The sequence below is a fragment of the Chitinophaga sp. genome, from assembly GCF_035538455.1.
In the GTDB taxonomy this organism is placed as follows: Bacteria; Bacteroidota; Bacteroidia; order Chitinophagales; family Chitinophagaceae; genus Chitinophaga.
On sequence record NZ_DATLKJ010000088.1, the window covers coordinates 71,073 to 91,101 of the forward strand.

The window sequence follows — 20,029 nt, forward strand, 5'->3', positions numbered from 1 at the left end:
CCCGATCCAGGTACCTGGATCGGGTTCTTTCTTTTAGGTTAAATTTTAATTCGCTCATCAGGAAAATCAAAATAATCACACGAACCACAGTCACCAGCCTGGGTTCTGCTTCAGTGTCGGAGATCTGGCAATCTCTCCTTCAGGTATAGGGAATAAATAGAAATTAGGGCGGAATACATGCATGCGTATATCAAACAGTTCATAGTTGAAGCCGCCTGTTTTGGCAGTTACCTTTACGCCCTGTGCCATGCCCTGCAACAGTTCTTCGCCTCTGAGCCAGCGGCGGGCATCCCAGAGTTTGTGCTCTTCAAACATCAGCTCTATCATCCTCTCGTGATGGATGGCTTTGCGCATTTCTTCCTTAGACATACTAGCTTTTAATCCATAAAGATTATCGGCGCCAGGCGTGATACCAGCACGTTTGCGGACGGTGGTGAGCATACCATATACCTCCGCCGAAGGGCCGCTGTACTCATTCCTGGCTTCGGCATAGCCGAGGAGTATTTCAACGTAGCGGATCAGCGGCCAGCAGCGCTCTGTGTTGCCGCCACCATCTTCGTACAGCATTTTACGGATGTAATAGCTGGTAGTGGCCGGGCGGCTCGTACTCCATCCATCAGTGGCATTCACCGTCGCATTGATAGGATCTTTTTTGTTGGTGGAAGAAAAGAACCAGGGAGCGCCATTGTATAAGATAGAGTTGTCGAAGCGGGGATCACGGTTCTTATAAGGCTGGGCCGGACTATAACCGGATGCAGGATCTGTGATCGGCAGCCCGTTCTTCATGTCAAACATATCCACCGTGGCTTGTGTTGGCACGCTGGAGTAGTTGCCGCCTCTCGTGGGAGGTAGCCAGTATCCTTCCATATCACGGCCAGGTGCACGCATGGCAGGGAGAATGTATTCATCATTGCCCGCACGCATATGGAATACTTTGTAGAAACCGTAGCCAGCGCGGGTAGTATTATCTTCAAAAAGATTGTACCACCCCAGGGAGATAATACGCTGTGCCGCTTCAGCAGCTTTGTTCCATCGTTCGGGTGAATAGTCCGGATAGCTGACTATACTTTTCAGATCGCCTTCTACACCAGGACGTCCGCCGTTGAATAGCGGACTGGCAGCGTACAGCAGTACCCTGGCTTTGAGTGCAAGACAAGCCCCACTGGTAATACGGCCGTAATCGCCGGGAGGGTATTCTCCTTTGCCAGGTAGTAGTGCAGCCGCTTCGTCACATTCTTTGGTAACATAGTTCACACAATCTGCATAAGTGGCCCTGGAGAGAACAATGTTATCGGCAGGCTCATATACCTTGTCGCCGATCAAAGGCACGCCGCCATAGTATTTCAGCAGGATGGAATAATACCAGGCACGCAGGAAGCGCGCTTCTCCCTTTACACGCGAGCGCAGGGCAGGAGATAACGGTGACGCATCTACTTTGCTGAGAAACAGGTTCACCCTGCGGATATTACGGTAAGGTGTCAGCCAGTTGTTGAGGATCTGCACGTTCTTGGATGCATCCGTTGTCTGCGGTGAGATAGCGCCGCCTACCATGATTACTACGTCATTCTGCGGACCAACATAGCGCAGCGGCTCCGACTCATTACTCACCACGGCATGACCACCGGCTTCCCAACGGTCAGGGTTAAATGAAAACCCTATATCCGCATAGATACCCGTAAGGAAGTCCATGGTTTTGGCACTGTCTGAAAAAGTGCTGGCCTCATTCAGGTTGGTGGATGTTTTTTTATCAAGGAAGTCGCCGGATTTTTTACAGGCGCCCAGCCATACAAAAGCCAGTAGCAAACCGGTTGGTATCGTTAGTTTTTTCATGTGCATCGTATTTGCTTAAAAGGTGACATTAACACCGAAGTTCATGATCTTCTGATTGGGATAAGTCGATAATACGCCGCCAGAGCTGACTTCAGGGTCTGCCTGGTACATCTTGGTGACATTGGTCCAGGTGAGAATGTTATATGCATTGGCATATACGCGGACGCCACGTAACCTGGTAGGCTTCAGCCATGACGCCGGTAACTCATAACCCAGCTCCACATTCTTCAGCCTGATGTATTTGGCGTTAATGAACCAGAAATCAGATGGATTGATGAAGCCACGGCTGATCTCTGACGATGGTGTCTGTAATACCGGGAACCTGGCATTTTCTTTATTCTCTGGCGTCCAGCGTTCCTGGTGTATGGGCTGGAAGTTGGTGAAGAATACGTCGATGCTTTCTGAAGTGAGGCGCAGACTATAGTTGAACGCGGATTGAATCAATGCACTGAAACTGATGCCTCTCCAGTTGAAGCCCAGTGTGAGCCCCAGTACTGTGTTCGGCAGGTTCGGATAGCCCATTACGCGCTGGTCCAGTTTATTGATCACTTTATCTCCATTGAGATCCGCGTATTTCAGATCTCCGGGGATCACCGGTGTAGGTGGTACTGCGCTGGTGTCTATGTCACGCTGGTCCTGGTAGAAGCCAATGAATTTGTAGCCTCTGATCTGGCCGATGGAACTACCCGTAAGCGCCAGCCATGGATAGCGCTGTGCCGGCTCGTCCTGGAATACAATGGTGTTCTTGGCAAAGGAGAAAGTTCCCCTCACAGAATACTGGAACTTACCGATGTTGTTGCGGTAAGTGATTTCTCCGTCAAAACCTTTGTTACGCACACGGCCGAGATTCACAGGAGGGAGGCCAACACCAATCATCTGCGGGATGCTGGCACGCGGCGCCAGGATATCATAACGGTAGTTGTTGAAATAGTCGATAGTCGCAGATAGTTTCCCGTCAAACAAGGCGAGGTCTATACCTACGTCAAACTTCTTTTCTTTCTCCCAGGTCACTTCGTCGTTACCCAACGTGCCTTCCCGGATGCCGGTGGTGGGAGTGTGCAGTTCCCCGAAAGAATAACTGCCTTCACGGTTATATACCTGCTCATATAGGTAACGGTAGCCGCCCACATCATCAGAACCTACCAGGCCGTATGAGCCGCGCAACTTCAGCAGATCAATAGCCGGGAAATTCTTCCTGACAAAATTTTCTTCCGCAATATTCCATCCGACGGAAACAGCCGGGAAAAGCCCGAAGCGCTTACTGGAAACGAACCTGTCTGTTCCGTTATATCCGGCATTCAACTCTATGAGATATTTCTGTTTATAGTCGTAACCCAGCCTCGATGAATATCCCAGGAAGTTAGACGGGATAAAGTTGGGCACCAGCTCTGGGTTATCTCTGGTGGCGGTATTCCGGTTGAATAACACCAGCCCGTAGAAGCGGTGATCCTTGTTGAAGGTATGGTCGTAGTTCACCATTCCCTGAATGGTCAGCACCTTGTCGCCCGGACTGTTACTGTAATCCAGCTTCCAGCCCGGAACACGGTATAGTGTGGGATCACGTGGTGTGTAAGAACCGTCTTTAGGATTGTAGTAATAGGCGGGGAAAGCGGCCGTTGTCCTCGACAGACCTCTTGAATAGGAGTTGGAGTTAGCATAGGCAATAGTACCTTTTACGGATAAGCCCTCTGTAATAACATCCAGCTTCTGCGTAGCGCCAACAGCCACATTGAGGTCGTTTTCGAATTTGCGGGAATAGCCGAGCAGCGCCAGTCTTCCTACAATATTCATCGTGCCGGGCATACTGATATTATGACCATAAGAGTCATCCGGATTGTACACAGGATAGGCAAACGGCGGCAGGAAGTTATAACTGTAGATCTCCCCGATAAGCCCGTTACTATTGGGGCTGTTGGTGATCGGTGAGTTCTGCTCCCCGAAACGGCCGGTGATGTCTGTACGTATACTTAGCGTTTTAGTGGCTTCGATATCCAGGTTGGAGCGGAAGTTGTAGCGTTTATAATAATAGTTGTTGTTGACATCCGCTTTCTGCGAGAAGTTTTTGATAAAGCCATTCTGCCAGAGATACCCCATGGAAACGAAGTACTTTACTTTTTCCGTACCGCCTGAAATGTCAAGGTTGTTGCGGGATTGCAGGGAATAGTTATTGGTGAGTGTTTCAAACCAGCTCACATCCGGATGACCATAGGGATCGGCGCCGCTTTTGAAGAGGTCGAGGTCTTCCTGCGTAAAGCGGGGAGCCTGTTTACCATTCACCAGCGCCTCATTGGTGAGCAATGCGGATTCATAGGCATTGAGGAACTTCGGCTTGTATGCCCAGCTCTGACGGCCTAACTCCGATTTCACGTTGATGGACGGCGGGCCGTTCTTACCGCGGCGGGTGGTCACTACCAATACGCCATTGGCACCTTTGATACCGTAGATCGCCGTAGTAGAAGCATCCTTCAGGATCGAGATGCTCTCTATTTCGTTGGGATCGAGTGCGGCCACATCGTCGTAGCTTACCTCAATATCATCCATGATCACCAACGGTTTGTTGGAAGAAGCAAAGGAACTTTGCCCGCGGATAAAGAAGGTGGCGGCGTCTGCGCCAGGCTGACCACCACGTTGCTGGGAAAAGAAGCCAGGCAGCCTCCCCATCAGGGTGTTCTGTACACTGGCGGTAGGGCTTTGTCTCACTTCTTTGCCGCTTACCACACTCACGGAACCAGTGTTGGTGATCTTCTTCTGTTTACCAAAACCTACTACCACCACATCTTCCAGCCCTTTCGCATCAGCTTTCAGGGATACCTTTATTTCTGACTTACCGGCTACATTGATCTCTTGCGACAAAAAGCCCATCATATTGATGATAAGTACATTGGAGTGGCCTTTCAGCTTCACTTCAAAAACGCCGGCCTCATTAGCGATGGCGCCATTGGAGGGCAACCCTTTTTCCATGATAGTAGCGCCGGGTAAAGGGTTGCTGCCCTCCATAACAGTTCCTTTCACTGCACGTACTTGCGCCTGCAACAATGCAGGTAGCAGGAGTACTGTCAGTAGCAGCCGTAAAAAACGTATACGCATCTCAGTTATATTAGATGTTAATAATCAGCGGGATTCCCAGCCGTCATTCTGTTCCAGTTTATCATTTTTGATGATCTCCGCATAAGGGATCGGATAGAGGTACAGCTTCGATGGGAACGCCACTTTGTTCACTTCGGTTACCTGGTAGGAGAAGCTGTTGTCGGGATTCAGCGTGATGCGCATGCCGTGCAGCATACCGTTCATAACCTTCCCGGCAATTTTCCATCGCCGCATATCCCAGAAGCGATGCTCTTCAAAGGCAAGTTCCACACGCCTTTCGTGGCGTATCACTTCCCGCATCTGCTCCTTCGTAAGACCGGGCTTCAAGGTAAAGGGCGCCAGGCCGGCGCGCTTACGGATACTCTCCACCGCCGCATATACCTGTGCATCGGGTCCACTGGCTTCGTTCTGCGCTTCCGCGAAGTTGAGCAGGGTCTCTGCATACCGGAAGATGACGAAGTTGTGCGTCTGGTTGGCGTAGGCGGTGCTATTGGTATAATCAGCCATGAACTTACGCATGTAGTAACCGGTACGGGTTTGTGTAACTACACCGCCGGGTTTGTCGCGCCCGCCTTCGTAGGTCTCCACCGGTCTGCCAAGCCACTTCATACCATTATACATAATGGTCCAGGCAAAGCGAGGATCTCTGTTGTCATAAGGTTTGGCAGGATTGTAACCAGAAGCCGGATCAGTGATTGGAAGGCCATTCTTCATCTCAAAGGCGTCTGCCAGTTCCTGCGTAGGACTGGTAAAGCCGCTGCCAATACCGTTGCCGGTATACCCTACAGGACCGTTGTTTTTCTCAACATCGGTTGTGTTGGCACGTTGCCTGGCGAATATCACTTCTGTATTCTTCCTGGTGGTAAACACTGTAGGGAAGGAGGCTGCCAGCGAGAAGGCGTTGAGGTCCATGACAGCTTTGGCTGCCGCAGCGGCAGCCTGCCATTTGGAAAGGTCATTGCCGGAATTGTTCAGCGGGCTGGCTGCATACAGCAGCACACGCGCTTTCAGCGACATCGCCACAGCACGGCTTACACGGCCGATGTCCTGATCCGCCACAGGGTCTGTACGCAGACTGTCTTTCACGGCGTCGCATTCGCTGGCAACATATTGTACACAGGCATCCCAGGAACTGCGTGGTATATTGAGGTCATCTTCCAGGGTGAAGATCTTGTTGCCTACCAATGGTATACCGCCATGGCGCTTCATCAGTTCAAAGTAAAAGAAGGAGCGCAGCAGCCTTACTTCTGCTTTCCAGTATTTCTTTTCGTCTTTAGCGATCATCGGCACACGGTCGATGCTCGACATAAAGATGTTGCATTTTCGTATAGCCGTATATGCATTGCCCCAGAAGTCGTCCGGCAGGTTGAAGGCGGTTATGCGGCCATTGGTAAAGTTTTCGATGGTGGACGTGATCTGCGATGACACCGCATCATCCGTAGCGGCATCCAGCAGATTGCTGGCTATCCTGTTATAGCCATTAGGCAGGCGTGCATAGATGTCCAGCGAATAGTTGCGGGCATATAAGCCCAGTGAATCCGTTACGTCAAATATCTGGTCTTCCTGCCACTGGTTCAGCGGCTCATCCTCGATACTGTTCTTCCTGCAGGATAACAGCAACAGGCATCCTGCCAGCAAACCGAGGTATACAGTGCGTTTCATGTTCATTGTTATTTTTGTTTGACAGGAATATTATAGTTTGATATTGATGCCCGCGTTGTACACTTTCTGCAACGGAAATACGCCGCCCACCGTTTCAGGATCGGTGCGCTCCGCACGTTTGGAGGTCAGCAGGTTCATACCGTTTACGAATACGCGCACGCCGTTGATGTGCGCTCTCTTTACCAGCGAGGAAGGCAGAGAATATCCCAGTTCCACATTCTTCAGCCTGAAATAATCGCCGTTCTGTATCCAGAAGGAAGAGATGACATGATTATTGGGATTAGTGCCAATGCTGAGGCGCGGATAGGTGGCTGTAGCGGCAGTTGCCGGTGTCCAGCGGTCCAGGTGATGCTCAAACGCCTGCCCTTTTCCATTGTTCTGGAACTCCCATTCGATTGGCCCCGTGAGATAGAAGCGCCTGTTCTGCACGCCCTGCAATAGTGCACTGAAATCAAAGCCACGCCAGTTGAAGCCGAAGTTGAGACCATAGAACAACAGCGGCTTGTTAGGTGCCAATGCCTGTTGATCAAACTGGTTGATCACGCCATCGCCGTTGAGGTCTTTGTATTTGATATCGCCTGGTACCGGCGTATAGCCGTCGATGGTAGCATGTCCTGCTATTTCTTCCTTGCTCTGGAAAAGCCCCTCAGCTACATAACCGAATACCTGGTCAGTATTCTGACCCGTGCGCTGCATCCATGGATACTTCCGGTACACCTCATCCTGGTAAATAACAGTGCCTTTGTTGAAAGACACATTGGCGGAAGCAAACCAGTTGAACTGGCGCACACGCCCGTTGTATCTCAGTTGCAGGTCAACGCCCGTATATCGGTTGATACCAATATTTTCATCGGGGTACGTATTACCGATGATAGTGGAGTTGCGGCCGCGTTGTTGTATCAGATCTGAATAACGGTTGTTGTAATATTCAATGCTGAATCCCAGCTTGTCGGCCAGCATGGCGGCATCCAGCCCGATATTGAACTTCCTGGATTTCTCCCACGTGATACCCGGATTAGCCAATACTCTTTCTGTAGTTGTATAAAAGAAAGTGGCGGCGGACCCCAGATAATAACCGTCGCTGTCGCCATAATACTGGTTATACACGAAGTATCCTGCCCGTGCATTGCCACCTGCACCATAAGTGGCACGTAGTTTCAGCAGCGTAATCCAGGGAAGGGCGCTGCGTACAAACGGTTCATCGGTCATGTTCCAGCCAATACCTATGGAAGGAAAGAAGCCATTTCGTTTACCTGGCACATATCTGTTAAGACCGCTGTAAGAAGCTGCCGCTTCAAGCAGGTACTTGCCTTTGTAATCATAAGATACATGCGCAGAGAGATTGGTGAAATTCATCGGCAGCTCAGAACCATACACCATGTTCTGACGATTGGCCATAACCAGCGCACTGATATTGTTGTTGCCTGTTTTGCGGTCGAAGCCGAGCGATACTTCTGTGTAGAAATTTTTAGCCTGCTCCGTCACCCCAACGCTGTTGGCCTGATCGCCGTCGGTGCCGAACTGCTGGTAGGTGGTGTCGCCCGCAGGGCCTATGTTCATTTTATATACAGCAAAGGATTTAGAGCGGTTGGTACTTTCCGTATAAGAGGTGTTGAAGGATACCAGCCCTTTTATATATAACCCTTTCACGACATCATCCAATTGACGCTTGATAGCCACATCGGCCATTACATCCCTGCTATAACCGGGGCGGTAGCCCGATTTCACGCTTTGCCCGTATAGGTTGCTCTGGAAGTCCTGGTTACCTCCCAGCGAGCCGTTAGGATTTAATTTCGGATAGGCGTTGGAAGGAGTCATAAGCATACCCGTATACAAGTTCATCGTATATCCACCCGGATCATTGGTGTTCTGTATGCGGCCAGACAGGTTAAGGGATACATTCAACCTGGGCGATACATTCACGTCAATGTTAGAGCGGATGATATAACGCTTGTAATCTGAGTTAGTATTATAAGTGTTGAAGGATGCCGTATTGAAAGGCCCCTGCTGGTTAAGGTAATCCAGCGAAACAAAGTAACGTGCCAGTTCACCGCCGCCGGATGCGTTGAGGTTGTAGCGACTGAAAGTAGATTGCTTGCGCAATATTTCATCGTACCAGCGAACGTCAGGATGACCATAAGGGTCTTTGCCGCTTTTATAAAGATCAAGGTCTGTTGGTGTATAAACGGGTGCTTTACCGTCGTTGGCAAGCGCTTCATTGTACAACCTCGCATAATCATATGCTCCCAGTGGTTTTGGCAAGGACGCCAGTTTTTGGATGCCTGTCTGCGCCGTAAAAGAAATGCGGTGTGTACCACGGTCACCCTTGCGTGTGGTGATGAGGACTGCGCCGTTAGAGGCGCGTTGTCCGAGCATTGCAGTAGCCAGCGCATCTTTCAGTACGGTTACAGAAGCTACTTCCTCCGGCGCGATGGAGAGTACCGGCCGTACTACACCATCTACAATAATCACCGGAGCAACGCCCCGCAGGTACATATTAACGCCGTCTTGTCCGGGTAAGCCATTGCCCTGTATAGAATACAACCCCGGCAGTCTGCCGGTGAGCGCGTTGGAAATAGTGGCCACCGGCGATTTTACGAGGTCGCTGGTACCTATCTGCGCCACGGATTGCAAAGTTTTCGCTACGGGTTGCTGGCCATACAACAGGTTATAGTTTTTACGGTACAGAATTTCCTCTCCGTATGGCCGTTCCTGTTGCCTGGTACTGTCTTTCGCCGGTTTGGAAGGTGTGGAGCTGCCCTGTGCAAGACCCGTATAAGGTAATAGCAAGGGCATCATCACGGAGCATAGCATCCCCGCGACACGATTGACGTGATTTGCCATAATCTGATTTTGATTGAGCCAGACAAAAAAGATTGAATTGCTGCAAACGTTTGCAGCAATCGACTAAAAAAATGCTACTGTTTAGTAGTGGTGAATTAAAAAGTGTTGAATTTCATAACTATGCGCTGTGTTCACTGGTTGATATTATAGGTATACTGATCCCATCCTATTTGCATCCCAAAAATTACACGGAAATATGTAATCGTTTGCATAAAAATAAGAATAAATTATTCCGATCCAAAAAATGACAACGATTTATTTGATAGAAGCTATGATAATAATTGCTGATGATAGAAATGTATATTATTTGGAAAGACGTAAATGCCCCCCTATATAGTCCGATCTTCCCCCATCTTTTTAACGCCACAGAAAATAGCTTTGTGTCAACAAACAACAAAAACAAAACACGATGAAAAAAACAGCAATTCTTATCCTGATGTTCGCTGCACTGTTATTGCAGACCACTTATGCACAACAACCTGCGCCCAAAGGGTACGCACCGGTAAACGGGTTAAAGATCTATTATGAAGTACAAGGAGAGGGTGCACCCATATTACTGCTACACGGCGCCTATATGGTTATTGAGGGTCCCATGCGTGATATGATGAACCAGCTCTCACGCAACAGGAAAGTAATTGTAATGGAATCACAAGGGCATGGCCGCACCGGCGATGTCAACCGGCCCATCACCTATGAAAACATGGCCGATGATGCTGCCGCCCTCCTGAAGTACCTGAAAATAGACAGCGCCGATGTATTCGGTTACAGCATGGGAGGCGGCACTGCGCTGCAACTGGCCATACGTCATCCCGAATTGGTGAAGAAACTCATGGTGGCTTCCGCCTCCTACAAAAGCGCAGGCATCCAGCCAGCATTGCTGAAGCTGGTGCCAACTATCAAACCGGAGATGTTTGACGGTTCTCCTTTCAAAACAATGTACGACAGCCTCGCACCACAGCCCGGGAATTTCCCGGTATTGGTAGACAAACTGAAAGCACTCGATGAAGCGCCGCAGAACTGGCCCGCATCAGCTGTTAAAGGTATCCGCTCACAAACCATGCTGATCTTCGGTGATGCAGACGCCATTACACTGGAACATGCAGTGGAAATGCTACGCCTCCTCGGCGGTGGAGAAATGGGCGACCTGGGACCATTACCTAACAAACGACTGGCTGTATTGCCCGGCACCACACACATGGGGGTAATGTTCAAATTGAATGCACTGCTACCCATCCTGGAAGACTTCCTCACCCACAACGACATCAATACCCTGTATTGATCCGTCATCAGACAAACAGACAATCTAACAGGCTATCCGCATTATCACCAAAGTAAAAATGCATGTATCCTGCAAGTATGTTGTTTGTTCTGAACACAGGACTATCCAGCGTTTCTCCACGCGCATTCAACACCCGTATATCCGCTGACGCTATAACCGGGGCCTTTTCATAACGCGAATAATGAAATTCATGGCCCTTCAGTAAAATATTATCGATATACACCTGCCGGTAACCAAGTGAAAGCTTTTTGTGTTGCATGCTGGTACGCACCGGCAATAAGCCTGCCATCGTAAATGTTTGTCCGCTTTCATCTGTGATCGCTTCGCCGAGGTACATCATACCGCCACATTCGGCAAGTATCTTACCGCTGTACTGTTGTAGTTGCTGTAGCATAGCCGTATTAGCCGATAGGGCAGGCAGATGGAGTTCCGGATAACCTCCGGGAAAATAAAGAAGATCCACATCCGGCAGCACCGTATCTTTCAGCGGACTAAAATACTTTACTTCTGATGCAATCGCACGGACATTCTCCGGATAAATAAAATTGAAAGCAGCATCATAAGCCACGCCTACACGAAGTTTTCCACGATGTGTTTGGGGTAACGATGTCGATACTTCACGAACAGGCCGCAACGTTAGTTGCAATAACAGATCAAGGTCAATATGCTTCTCCAGGTGATCGGCTGCACGGTCGATAACAGCTTCATACCCGCTGTCTTCCGGCATATGAAGGCCAAGGTGACGGGAGGGAATATGTATATCATCCTGCACCGGCAGGTATCCGAGTGCTGTAATACCTATATCCGCAGCGGCTTCCCGGAGAATGCGGTAATGAGATGGGGTGTTCACAAAATTGAATATAACACCGGCAATCGTTATCTCCTTAAAAAAATGCTTATATCCATACAACAGGGCGGCGGCAGAATAAGCCATCGCCTTCGCGTTTACCACCAGTATCACAGGTACGTCAAGAAAGGCTGCCAGCGCAGCGCTGCTGCCCTCCATCTTTACCGACCCATCAAATAATCCCATGACGCCTTCAATAATACCGGCGCCTGCATCCGCTATATTCCGCTTGTACAATTCCTGTACATGTGCATCACTCATCATGAAGCGGTCCAGGTTGATACCGGGCCTACCCGCCGCTATAGTGTGATGCATAGGATCGATATAATCCGGCCCGCATTTAAAAGGCTGTACCTTCAAACCCTTGCGCTGCAAGGATCTCAGCAACCCCAGCGTAACCGTTGTCTTGCCTGCGCCACTGTGTGGCGCCGCTATGAGGAATTGTGGCTTCATACTACGACAAAGATAAGGGTGCGGGCTTTTCTTTTAAGAAAGTTAATATCTTCGCCTCACCTAAAGCTGAAATATATGAAACAACTCCGGCCGGTTATGTTTGTAGGCACCGCTTCCGATGTGGGCAAGAGTGTCATCACCGCCGGGTTTTGCAGAATCTTCAAACAGGATGGTTATTCGCCTGCGCCATTCAAAGCGCAGAATATGTCGCTCAACAGCTATGCAACGCCGGACGGACTTGAGATCGGCCGCGCGCAGGCGGTACAGGCAGAGGCCGCGGGAGTGGCCTGCAGTACAGATATGAACCCGGTACTACTGAAACCTACCAACGACAAAACCTCCCAGCTCGTATTACATGGAAAGCCCGCCGGTAATCAATCAGCCTGGGAATACTTTATGCAGAACGACAAGCATGCACTCTTTGAAGAAGTAAAGCAGGCGTTCGACAGACTTTCTGCAAAGCACAACCCGGTAGTCATGGAAGGGGCCGGCAGTATTTCCGAAATCAACCTGCGCCATCGGGATATCACCAATATGCGCATCGCATTGCATGCCGGCGCCGCCGTCTATCTCGTGGGCGACATCGATCGTGGTGGTATTTTCGGCAGCGTGTATGGTACAGTGGCATTGCTGCCACCGGAAGAACGGGCATTATTGAAAGGTGTTATCATTAATAAGTTCAGAGGAGACATACGATTGTTTGAAGATGGGAAGAAACAGCTGGAATCCCTTACCGGTGTGCCCGTAACCGGCGTGCTGCCTTATTATCACGATATTTATATCGAAGAGGAAGACTCAGTGGCATTATCACTCAAACATAAAAAACATACAACAGGAAGAATCAATATGGCCGTAGTGCTGCTGCGGCACATGTCTAACTTCACCGACTTCAATGCGCTGGAGAAAGACGAACGGGTGAATATTTTCTATACCGATAATCCCGCAGATATTGTTACGGCAGACATTGTGATCCTCCCCGGTAGTAAAAATACTATGGCTGATCTCATTGCAATCCGTAACAACGGTACGGCCCGCGCAGTAACAGAGGCGCATAAGCGCAATAAAACGGTAATAGGTATCTGTGGCGGCTTTCAGATGATGGGCGCCGTGATCACTGACCCGCATGGGGTAGAAGGGGAGCTGGCCAGCATGCCAGGCCTGGGCATATTACCGGTGGCCACCGAACTGACCAAAGAGAAAGTAACCGAGCAGCGGAGCTTTCGCTATCGTAATAGCAGCAAGCCCTGTGAAGGATATGAAATTCATATGGGCGTTACCGCTAGTGAGCAGCCCTCGCCGCTTAATCAGCTGGATAACGGCCTGCCGGACGGTTACTTCCTGAATGAAAAATGCTGGGGCACCTATCTGCACGGCATACTCGACAACGATACTGTTATCAACGATCTGCTGGCAAACTGTGGAAAGGATGCCATCGTGAAAGACTTTGACTACCGCGGTTTCCGGGAACAGCAATACGATAAACTGGCAGAGCACATCCGCCGGCACCTGGATATGACGGCAATATACAATGCACTCAACAGCTAACCGAAAAACCCTGTTCATATGCTTATAGGTCATGGAGATGATGCATACCTCTACAACCGGCCGGTTACGGCCAACTTCAGCTCAAATGTATGGTACGGTGGTTTACAGGAAGGATTGAAACAACACCTTGTTGCCGCTATCAGCAGTATCGATCATTACCCCGATGCTGCCGCCGCTAAGTTGCAAGCTACGCTGGAAGCACATCACGGGCTGCAACCCGGAACGGTGGTGGTTACTAATGGCGGCACAGAAGCAATATATATGGTGGCGCAGGCATTTGCAGCAGCTACTACAACAGTGATAGCACCCACATTCGCGGAATACGCCGATGCCAGTAAACTGTATCGTCATCAGGTACAATACCTGCTTTGGGAGAAACTTACACCAGAAACAAGTTTCAGCTCAGATCTGGTTTTTCTATGTAATCCCAACAATCCAACCGGTCAGGCACTGGAAGAACAGGCATTGTTACAACTGGTACAGCACAATAAGCATACGCTGTTTGTAATCGATGAAGCCTATATACAATTCACCCGCGCCACTACCAGCCTGCTGCCGCATTTACACCGGTTGCCGAATGTATTGGTGCTGCGCTCACTGACTAAAACCTGCTGTATCCCTGGCTTGCGACTGGGATACCTCGCCGCCCGGAAACCGTTGCTGGATAGAGTCCGGTCGTACCGGATGCCCTGGTCCGTAAATTCACTGGCGCTGGAAGCCGGGTATTATATATTGTCGCATCCGAAAGAATTTACCATCCCGCTCGATAACCTGCTGGCAGACACTTTCCAGCTGTACGACCAGATCAGGCAACTGCCGGAGTTCAAAGTATATCCTACCCATACGCATTACTTGCTGTTAGAAACCCTCACCAGCACGGCTGCTGCGCTCAAATCCCGGCTGGTGGAGGAATACGGTATACTGATCCGCGACGCCTCCAACTTCTATGGCCTTGGCTCCGGGCATTGCCGGGTAGCCTGCCGTAATCAAACAGACAATCAATTGCTCATCACTGCGCTGGAAAAATGGAGGTTACTGTAAAATTCGTACTCCCGTTACTGTTGGGATACCTGGCAGACCTCCTGCTGGGAGATCCCCGCTCATGGCCACACCCGGTTAAGCTTTTCGGCCGCCTTATACAATATGGTACGCAGTGGATGAACCGCGGGAAAGCCCGTTTCATGAGAGGAACGGCGCTCACAATAACACTATGCGCTGCTGCATTTGCTTTTTTCTTCTGCATACAGCAATGGCTCTGGCAATGGCCTGTGGCCTGGGTACTCTTTACGGCTGTCTTCGTGTTTTTCGGCCTGGCCAATAGAAGCCTGCTCCAGGAAGGAAAAGAAGTGTTCGATGCATTGGAGCACGGCGGACTGGAAGCAGGACGCAGCCGCCTGTCGTGGATCGTGGGGCGTGATACCTCGCAGTTGTCGCCCTCCCGGATCCGTATCGCAGTGATGGAGTCAATGTCTGAAAACCTCAGTGATGGTGTTATTGCACCGCTCTTCTTTTACGCAGTACTGGGATTGCCAGGTATGATGCTTTACAAAATGATCAATACACTGGATTCCATGATAGGCTATAAGAATGAACAGTATCTGTACTTCGGTAGATTTGCAGCACGCCTCGATGATGTCGCCAACTTTATTCCCGCACGCCTCACGGCTCTGCTGATGGTATTGGTAACAGGTAGCGGCAGGGCATGGCAGTACATACTGAAATACGGCCGCGCACATGCCAGCCCCAATTCAGGATACCCCGAAGCCGCTATGGCTGGTATCCTTAACTGCCGGTTCGGCGGACCCAATACCTACCACGGTAAAGTGGTGGAAAAGCCCTACATCGGTGAGCATGACCGCGATATTCAACATCAGGAATTCAACAAGGCAAAGTACGTAAACCACGCCGTCACCGCGGTGATGATAGGTTTAGTTTCTTTGACTTTATTATTACTGTCTGAACTGTGATTAATGATGATTTTTTTGATTTTCCTGATGAGCGAAGTTTATCATCTGTTAAACTTAATAATCTTCTACATAATCTTCGCTCATCAGGAAAATCAAATAAATCATCATTAATCACAGTTCAGACATTCTTCGCTCATCAGGAAAATCATAACAATCATATTAATCATTGTTGTATCTTCGCCCGCGTTAACTGGTGTTTTTGTTTCAAACAAAGACTTAATAGGGAATCCGGTGCAAATCCGGAGCAGTACCCGCTGCTGTAAGTTCATAAAAGCGCTGCTGATATATAGTCACTGTTTCGCATGAAATGGGAAGACGTCAGCTGACGGAACGAGCCAGAAGACCTGCCAGACAACACGATACACGGACAGCTTCCGGGATAGAAGCATGGTCGGTTGTACCACGCCCGCCGTGGTATCCCTTCCTCATATCTTCCCCCTTACCGCTTTCCGCATTTTTTAAAACCGTTAACGGGCTTATTAACTGGATTACTTCATGGGTAAAGATCTGCAAAAAGTTAAACGCATCGCGTTTATCTGCAATGGAAACTCCTGCCTGAACAAGGGAGCGGAAGACACCACCGTACAACTAAGAGCGGCCATCGCGGCCAACGAACTGCATGATGAAGTGCATACCATCCGCACACGTTGCACCGGCCAGTGCGAACATGGCCCTGTCGTTTTTATTCACCCCGATGGTACCTGGTACAAAGGCATGCTGCCGGAATTAACAGCCGGCCTCGTTAAGAACCATCTGTTGGAAAACAATCCAGTAGAGGATAACATCTTCTTTCATCCTTAATAAAATTATAGGCATTGGACTTTTAGCATACCGCTAAAAGCTGATAACTATTGCCCGCCAGAACCCATGCGAACGTTTTACATATCACTCATTTGTTGCTATACGATGACTGCCGCAGCACAGCAGAAAAATAACGACTCGCTGCGACTGAAAACCTTAAACCTGAAAGCAGTAGATGTTGCAGGAAGTACCGACAAAAGCGCCCATATGCTATCAAGGATAGACATACAATTACAACCGTTGAAATCGGCGCAGGACCTGCTTCGCACAGTGCCGGGGCTTTTCATTGCGCAGCATGCCGGCGGCGGTAAAGCCGAACAGATCCTCGTGCGTGGCATCGATAATGATCACGGTACCGACTTCGGTATATTCGTTGACGGTATCCCGGTAAACTTGCCTAATCATGCACACGGACAAGGATATGCCGATATGCATTTTCTCATCCCCGAAGTGATTGGCGATGCTGCTTATTACAAAGGCCCTTATGAAGCTTCACAGGGCGACTTCACCAATGCCGGCGCTGCTGTATACAGCTCGCTCTTCCGCCCGCAGGACCAGTTTGTGAAACTGGAATATGGTCAGTTCAACACCGCCAGGGCCGCAGGACTCGTGAAACTGTTCGATCGTCAGCCCGTGAATGGGAATGGCCGTGATCAGAACGCTTATGTAGCCGCTGATTATACTTATACCGATAGCTATTTCGACAATCTGCAACACTTCAATCGTTTTAATCTTTTCGGTAGATATAATGTCACCCTTAACAGCAGGAACACCCTGTCATTTATTGCATCGGGCTTTACCAGCAGCTGGAATGCTTCAGGGCAGGTGCCGCTGCGTGCCATAGATGACGGTTCTCTACGCCGTTTCGGTTCTGTCGATCCAACAGAAGGAGGTAAGACCACCCGCATCAATACCAATCTGCAATGGAATACTACGATCAGCGAACGCTCTTCCATGCAGCAGCAGTTCTACTACGTGCGCAATATTTTCGACCTCTGGTCCAACTTTACCTTTTATAAAGATGATCACGACAATGGCGATGAAATACGGCAGTGGGAGCGCCGCCATCTCTTCGGATATCGCAATACTTTCCGCAACAGAAGCCACCTCGGAACAGCTACCCTCGAATCAGAAATCGGATTGGGCGCCCGCGTGGATGTGGTAAACCTGGGCCGTGATCATGTAAAGGAACGGGAACTCTTATCCAACGAAGATTCCAGCAAGGCCACCGTAGCCAATTATTCGCTCTACCTCAGCGAAACATTACGGCTGAATAACGGGTGGAGCTTTAACCTGGGCCTGCGCAACGATCTCTTCACCTTCGGTCTGCGCGACAGAATGCAGCCAGGTAACAATGGTCATGCTACTGCTTACCGCCTCAGCCCGAAACTCAATGTATACTACGACGTATCGCCCGCCCTGGCCCTCTTTGCAAAGGCCGGTATGGGTTTCCATTCCAACTATGCCAACATTGCAGTACGCAACGGACAGGATAATGCAGTGCCACGTTCTTATGGTTCAGATATTGGTGTTAACTTTAAGCTCACAGGCAGAATGTTGATTACCGCAACCTGGTGGTGGCTGCAGAGTGATGCGGAATACCGCTTTATCGCTGATGATGGGAGCTATGAAAACATAGGCCGCGCTACACGCACCGGCGTAGATGTTGCCCTGCGTTATCATGTATTCACTCCGCTTTGGGCAGACGTTAACCTCAACTACGCCCGTCCACGGCTGATGGACGCGGCTCCGAAGGAAAACTACGTGCCCTTTGCCCCCGTATTCACCAGCACCGGCGGACTCACTTACCAGACCAGAAATGGCTGGAATGCGAATATCCGTTACCGTTATATGGGTAAAAGACCAGCGTTGGAAGATAACTCAGTACAATCAGCATCCTATTTCCTGACAGACGCCGTAGTAAAATACCGGCTGAAACGCTATGAGTTTGGGCTGTCTGCGGAAAACATCTCTAATGTGAAATGGGCGGAAGCGCAGTTCTATGATGAAACACAACTGAAAGAAGAAAAAGCGCCCGTCATGGATTTTCATATTACGCCAGGTACTCCTTTCTGCCTGAGAGGAAGTATAACGGTTAAATTTTAATATGGATCAAAACGTCACAACTATCAGTATCCTGGCTTGTGGCTGGTTAGGTAGGCCGCTGGCACACCACCTGGCCAATGCAGGCTATCAGGTCAAAGGCGCCAGGACAACAGAAAACGGCGCAAAGGAATTGTGCGCCGCCGGTATCGATGGCTACGCCGTAACACTGACACCGGAAACACTGGAAGCGCCAGACGCTTTCTGGGACGCGGATATACTGATCATCAATATCCCGCCCCGCAGCAAAGACCGGGAACCGGATGCACACGTGAAAGAAGTCACGCTGCTCCGTGATAAGCTAAAAACATCCCGCATCGGGAAAGTGATATTCGTCAGCTCCACTTCAGTGTATGCCGATATCAACGACCTGGTGACGGAAGCCAATATGGAGAAGCCGGAAACATCTAACGGACAAGCATTACGGGAGGCCGAACAACTGCTGTTGCAATCGCCGGAGTTTAAGACCACCGTCCTGCGCTTCGGCGGGTTGATTGGCTATGACCGGGTACCCACTGCTGAAACACTGGCTACCGGCAGACGCGTGAATGATGTGCCAATGAACTCCATCCACCGGGATGATTGTATCGGCGTCATCGCCCGTGTAATTGAGAAAGATGTGTGGAATGAAATATTCAACGCCTGTGCCAGCGCGCATCCCATTCGGTACCACTACTATAAAGCCGCCGCCGCAGCGCTTAATCTCGTGATGCCGAAAAAACTGCAGCCAAGGGAACTGCCTTACAAAATAGTAAGCTCTTCCAGACTGAAGAAGATGCTGGAATACGAATTTATTTACGACGATCCGTTATTGATATTCAAAGATCATGCAGGAGAAAAATAATCAAATGCTGCACCCTGTCTGTATTACAGGAGCCGGACCAGGCGCAGCGGATTTGCTGACGGTAAGGGCCCTGCGCAGCATTGAGCACGCGGACGTGGTGTTATACGACAACCTAGTATCAGCTGAAATACTGGCGCTTTGCCGCCCCGGAACAGAGATGATCTATGCCGGTAAGAAGTACGGCGACCAGGGCGATCCTGTCGCCCGCCAGGTGCATATCAACCGCCAGATGGAACTATATGCCCGCGAAGGAAAAAAAGTAGTGCGCCTGAAATCAGGCGACCCTTTTATATACGGTCGCGCCGCTGAGGAAGTACGCTACCTCCGGGAACAAAACATTCCCTTCGAAGTAATACCAGGACTGACTGCCGGCATTGCAGCTGCCAGTCTTTGCCATATACCGCTCACAGAACGTAACCGCAGCAATGCGGTGCTGTTCTGTACGGGACATACCGCCAACTATGATCACGAACAGCTGGATGCGCTGGCGAATATGCTGCGCACAGGCACATCCCTTGTGATGTACATGGGACTCAGTAACCTGCCCGGCGTGTTGGAAAAACTGAAGCTGGCAGCAGGAGAGGAAACGGTATATGTGACAGCCGTCTCACAGGTATCAGGCGCCACCCAGCAAACGGTAACGGCTACACTGAATGAAATTGAAAACAGACTGGCGGCAACACCGCTACCCATGCCGGTAGTATTTATCATCGGCCGGCATGCGGATGTTTTATAACGGCTGACAGCTATTAGCTGTTAGAGGAAAC

Annotated in this window: 13 protein-coding genes and 1 riboswitch; of the genes, 8 read left to right on the forward strand and 5 right to left on the reverse strand. The window is 49.9% G+C overall.

Annotation, left to right across the window (positions count from 1 at the left end; translation table 11 throughout):
- Nucleotides 1–90 precede the first annotated feature (90 nt).
- From VM802_RS10390 to VM802_RS10405, 4 genes are read right to left on the reverse strand one after another with little or no spacing between them, the layout of a single operon-like run.
- Complete coding sequence (locus tag VM802_RS10390; protein ID WP_325530049.1) at nt 91–1,830, reverse strand: RagB/SusD family nutrient uptake outer membrane protein; 1,740 nt, start codon at nt 1,828–1,830, stop codon at nt 91–93.
- 15 nt (nt 1,831–1,845) lie between these two features.
- Nucleotides 1,846–4,917 (reverse strand): SusC/RagA family TonB-linked outer membrane protein, encoded by a 3,072-nt coding sequence (locus VM802_RS10395; protein ID WP_325530051.1) that lies wholly within the window; start codon nt 4,915–4,917, stop codon nt 1,846–1,848.
- 24 nt (nt 4,918–4,941) lie between these two features.
- On the reverse strand, nt 4,942–6,579 hold the full coding sequence (locus VM802_RS10400) for a RagB/SusD family nutrient uptake outer membrane protein (RefSeq protein WP_325530053.1): 1,638 nt from the start codon (nt 6,577–6,579) through the stop codon (nt 4,942–4,944).
- Between the two features lie 30 nt (nt 6,580–6,609).
- Nucleotides 6,610–9,423 carry a SusC/RagA family TonB-linked outer membrane protein gene (locus tag VM802_RS10405; RefSeq protein ID WP_325530055.1) on the reverse strand — a complete coding sequence of 938 codons (2,814 nt, stop codon included), beginning with the start codon at nt 9,421–9,423 and terminating at the stop codon, nt 6,610–6,612.
- Between the two features lie 409 nt (nt 9,424–9,832).
- Between VM802_RS10405 and VM802_RS10410 the strand changes: the two genes are divergently transcribed.
- Entirely contained in the window at nt 9,833–10,702 is an 870-nt protein-coding gene (locus VM802_RS10410; protein ID WP_325530057.1) for an alpha/beta fold hydrolase, read from the forward strand.
- 7 nt (nt 10,703–10,709) lie between these two features.
- Here VM802_RS10410 and VM802_RS10415 read toward each other — a convergent pair whose 3' ends face one another.
- Entirely contained in the window at nt 10,710–12,002 is a 1,293-nt protein-coding gene (locus tag VM802_RS10415) for a cobyrinic acid a,c-diamide synthase CobB (protein ID WP_325530059.1), read from the reverse strand.
- A gap of 75 nt (nt 12,003–12,077) precedes the next feature.
- Here VM802_RS10415 and VM802_RS10420 point away from each other — a divergent pair, with 75 nt between their 5' ends.
- The 7 genes from VM802_RS10420 to cobA all read left to right on the forward strand — a co-directional run bounded on the left by VM802_RS10420 (nt 12,078) and on the right by cobA (nt 19,998).
- On the forward strand, nt 12,078–13,547 hold the full coding sequence (locus tag VM802_RS10420) for a cobyric acid synthase (RefSeq protein WP_325530061.1): 1,470 nt from the start codon (nt 12,078–12,080) through the stop codon (nt 13,545–13,547).
- 18 nt (nt 13,548–13,565) lie between these two features.
- The gene (locus VM802_RS10425; protein ID WP_325530063.1) at nt 13,566–14,588 is read left to right on the forward strand and encodes a pyridoxal phosphate-dependent aminotransferase; all 1,023 of its coding nucleotides are present in this window, start codon (nt 13,566–13,568) and stop codon (nt 14,586–14,588) included.
- Entirely contained in the window at nt 14,573–15,514 is a 942-nt protein-coding gene (gene cbiB / locus VM802_RS10430; RefSeq protein ID WP_325530065.1) for an adenosylcobinamide-phosphate synthase CbiB, read from the forward strand. The genes VM802_RS10425 and cbiB overlap by 16 nt, the downstream gene beginning before the upstream one ends.
- A gap of 174 nt (nt 15,515–15,688) precedes the next feature.
- Nucleotides 15,689–15,880: riboswitch (cobalamin riboswitch) on the forward strand.
- Between the two features lie 129 nt (nt 15,881–16,009).
- Complete coding sequence (locus VM802_RS10435; RefSeq protein ID WP_325530067.1) at nt 16,010–16,315, forward strand: (2Fe-2S) ferredoxin domain-containing protein; 306 nt, start codon at nt 16,010–16,012, stop codon at nt 16,313–16,315.
- A 66-nt stretch (nt 16,316–16,381) separates the two neighbouring features.
- Nucleotides 16,382–18,421, forward strand: a complete 2,040-nt coding sequence (locus tag VM802_RS10440) for a TonB-dependent receptor (protein WP_325530069.1) — start codon at nt 16,382–16,384, stop codon at nt 18,419–18,421.
- Between the two features lies 1 nt (nt 18,422).
- A complete protein-coding gene (locus VM802_RS10445; RefSeq protein WP_325530072.1) occupies nt 18,423–19,262 on the forward strand; it encodes an NAD(P)H-binding protein in 840 nt (279 codons plus the stop codon).
- Nucleotides 19,263–19,266: 4 nt separating this feature from the next.
- Complete coding sequence (cobA, locus tag VM802_RS10450; RefSeq protein ID WP_325530074.1) at nt 19,267–19,998, forward strand: uroporphyrinogen-III C-methyltransferase; 732 nt, start codon at nt 19,267–19,269, stop codon at nt 19,996–19,998.
- Nucleotides 19,999–20,029 lie beyond the last annotated feature (31 nt).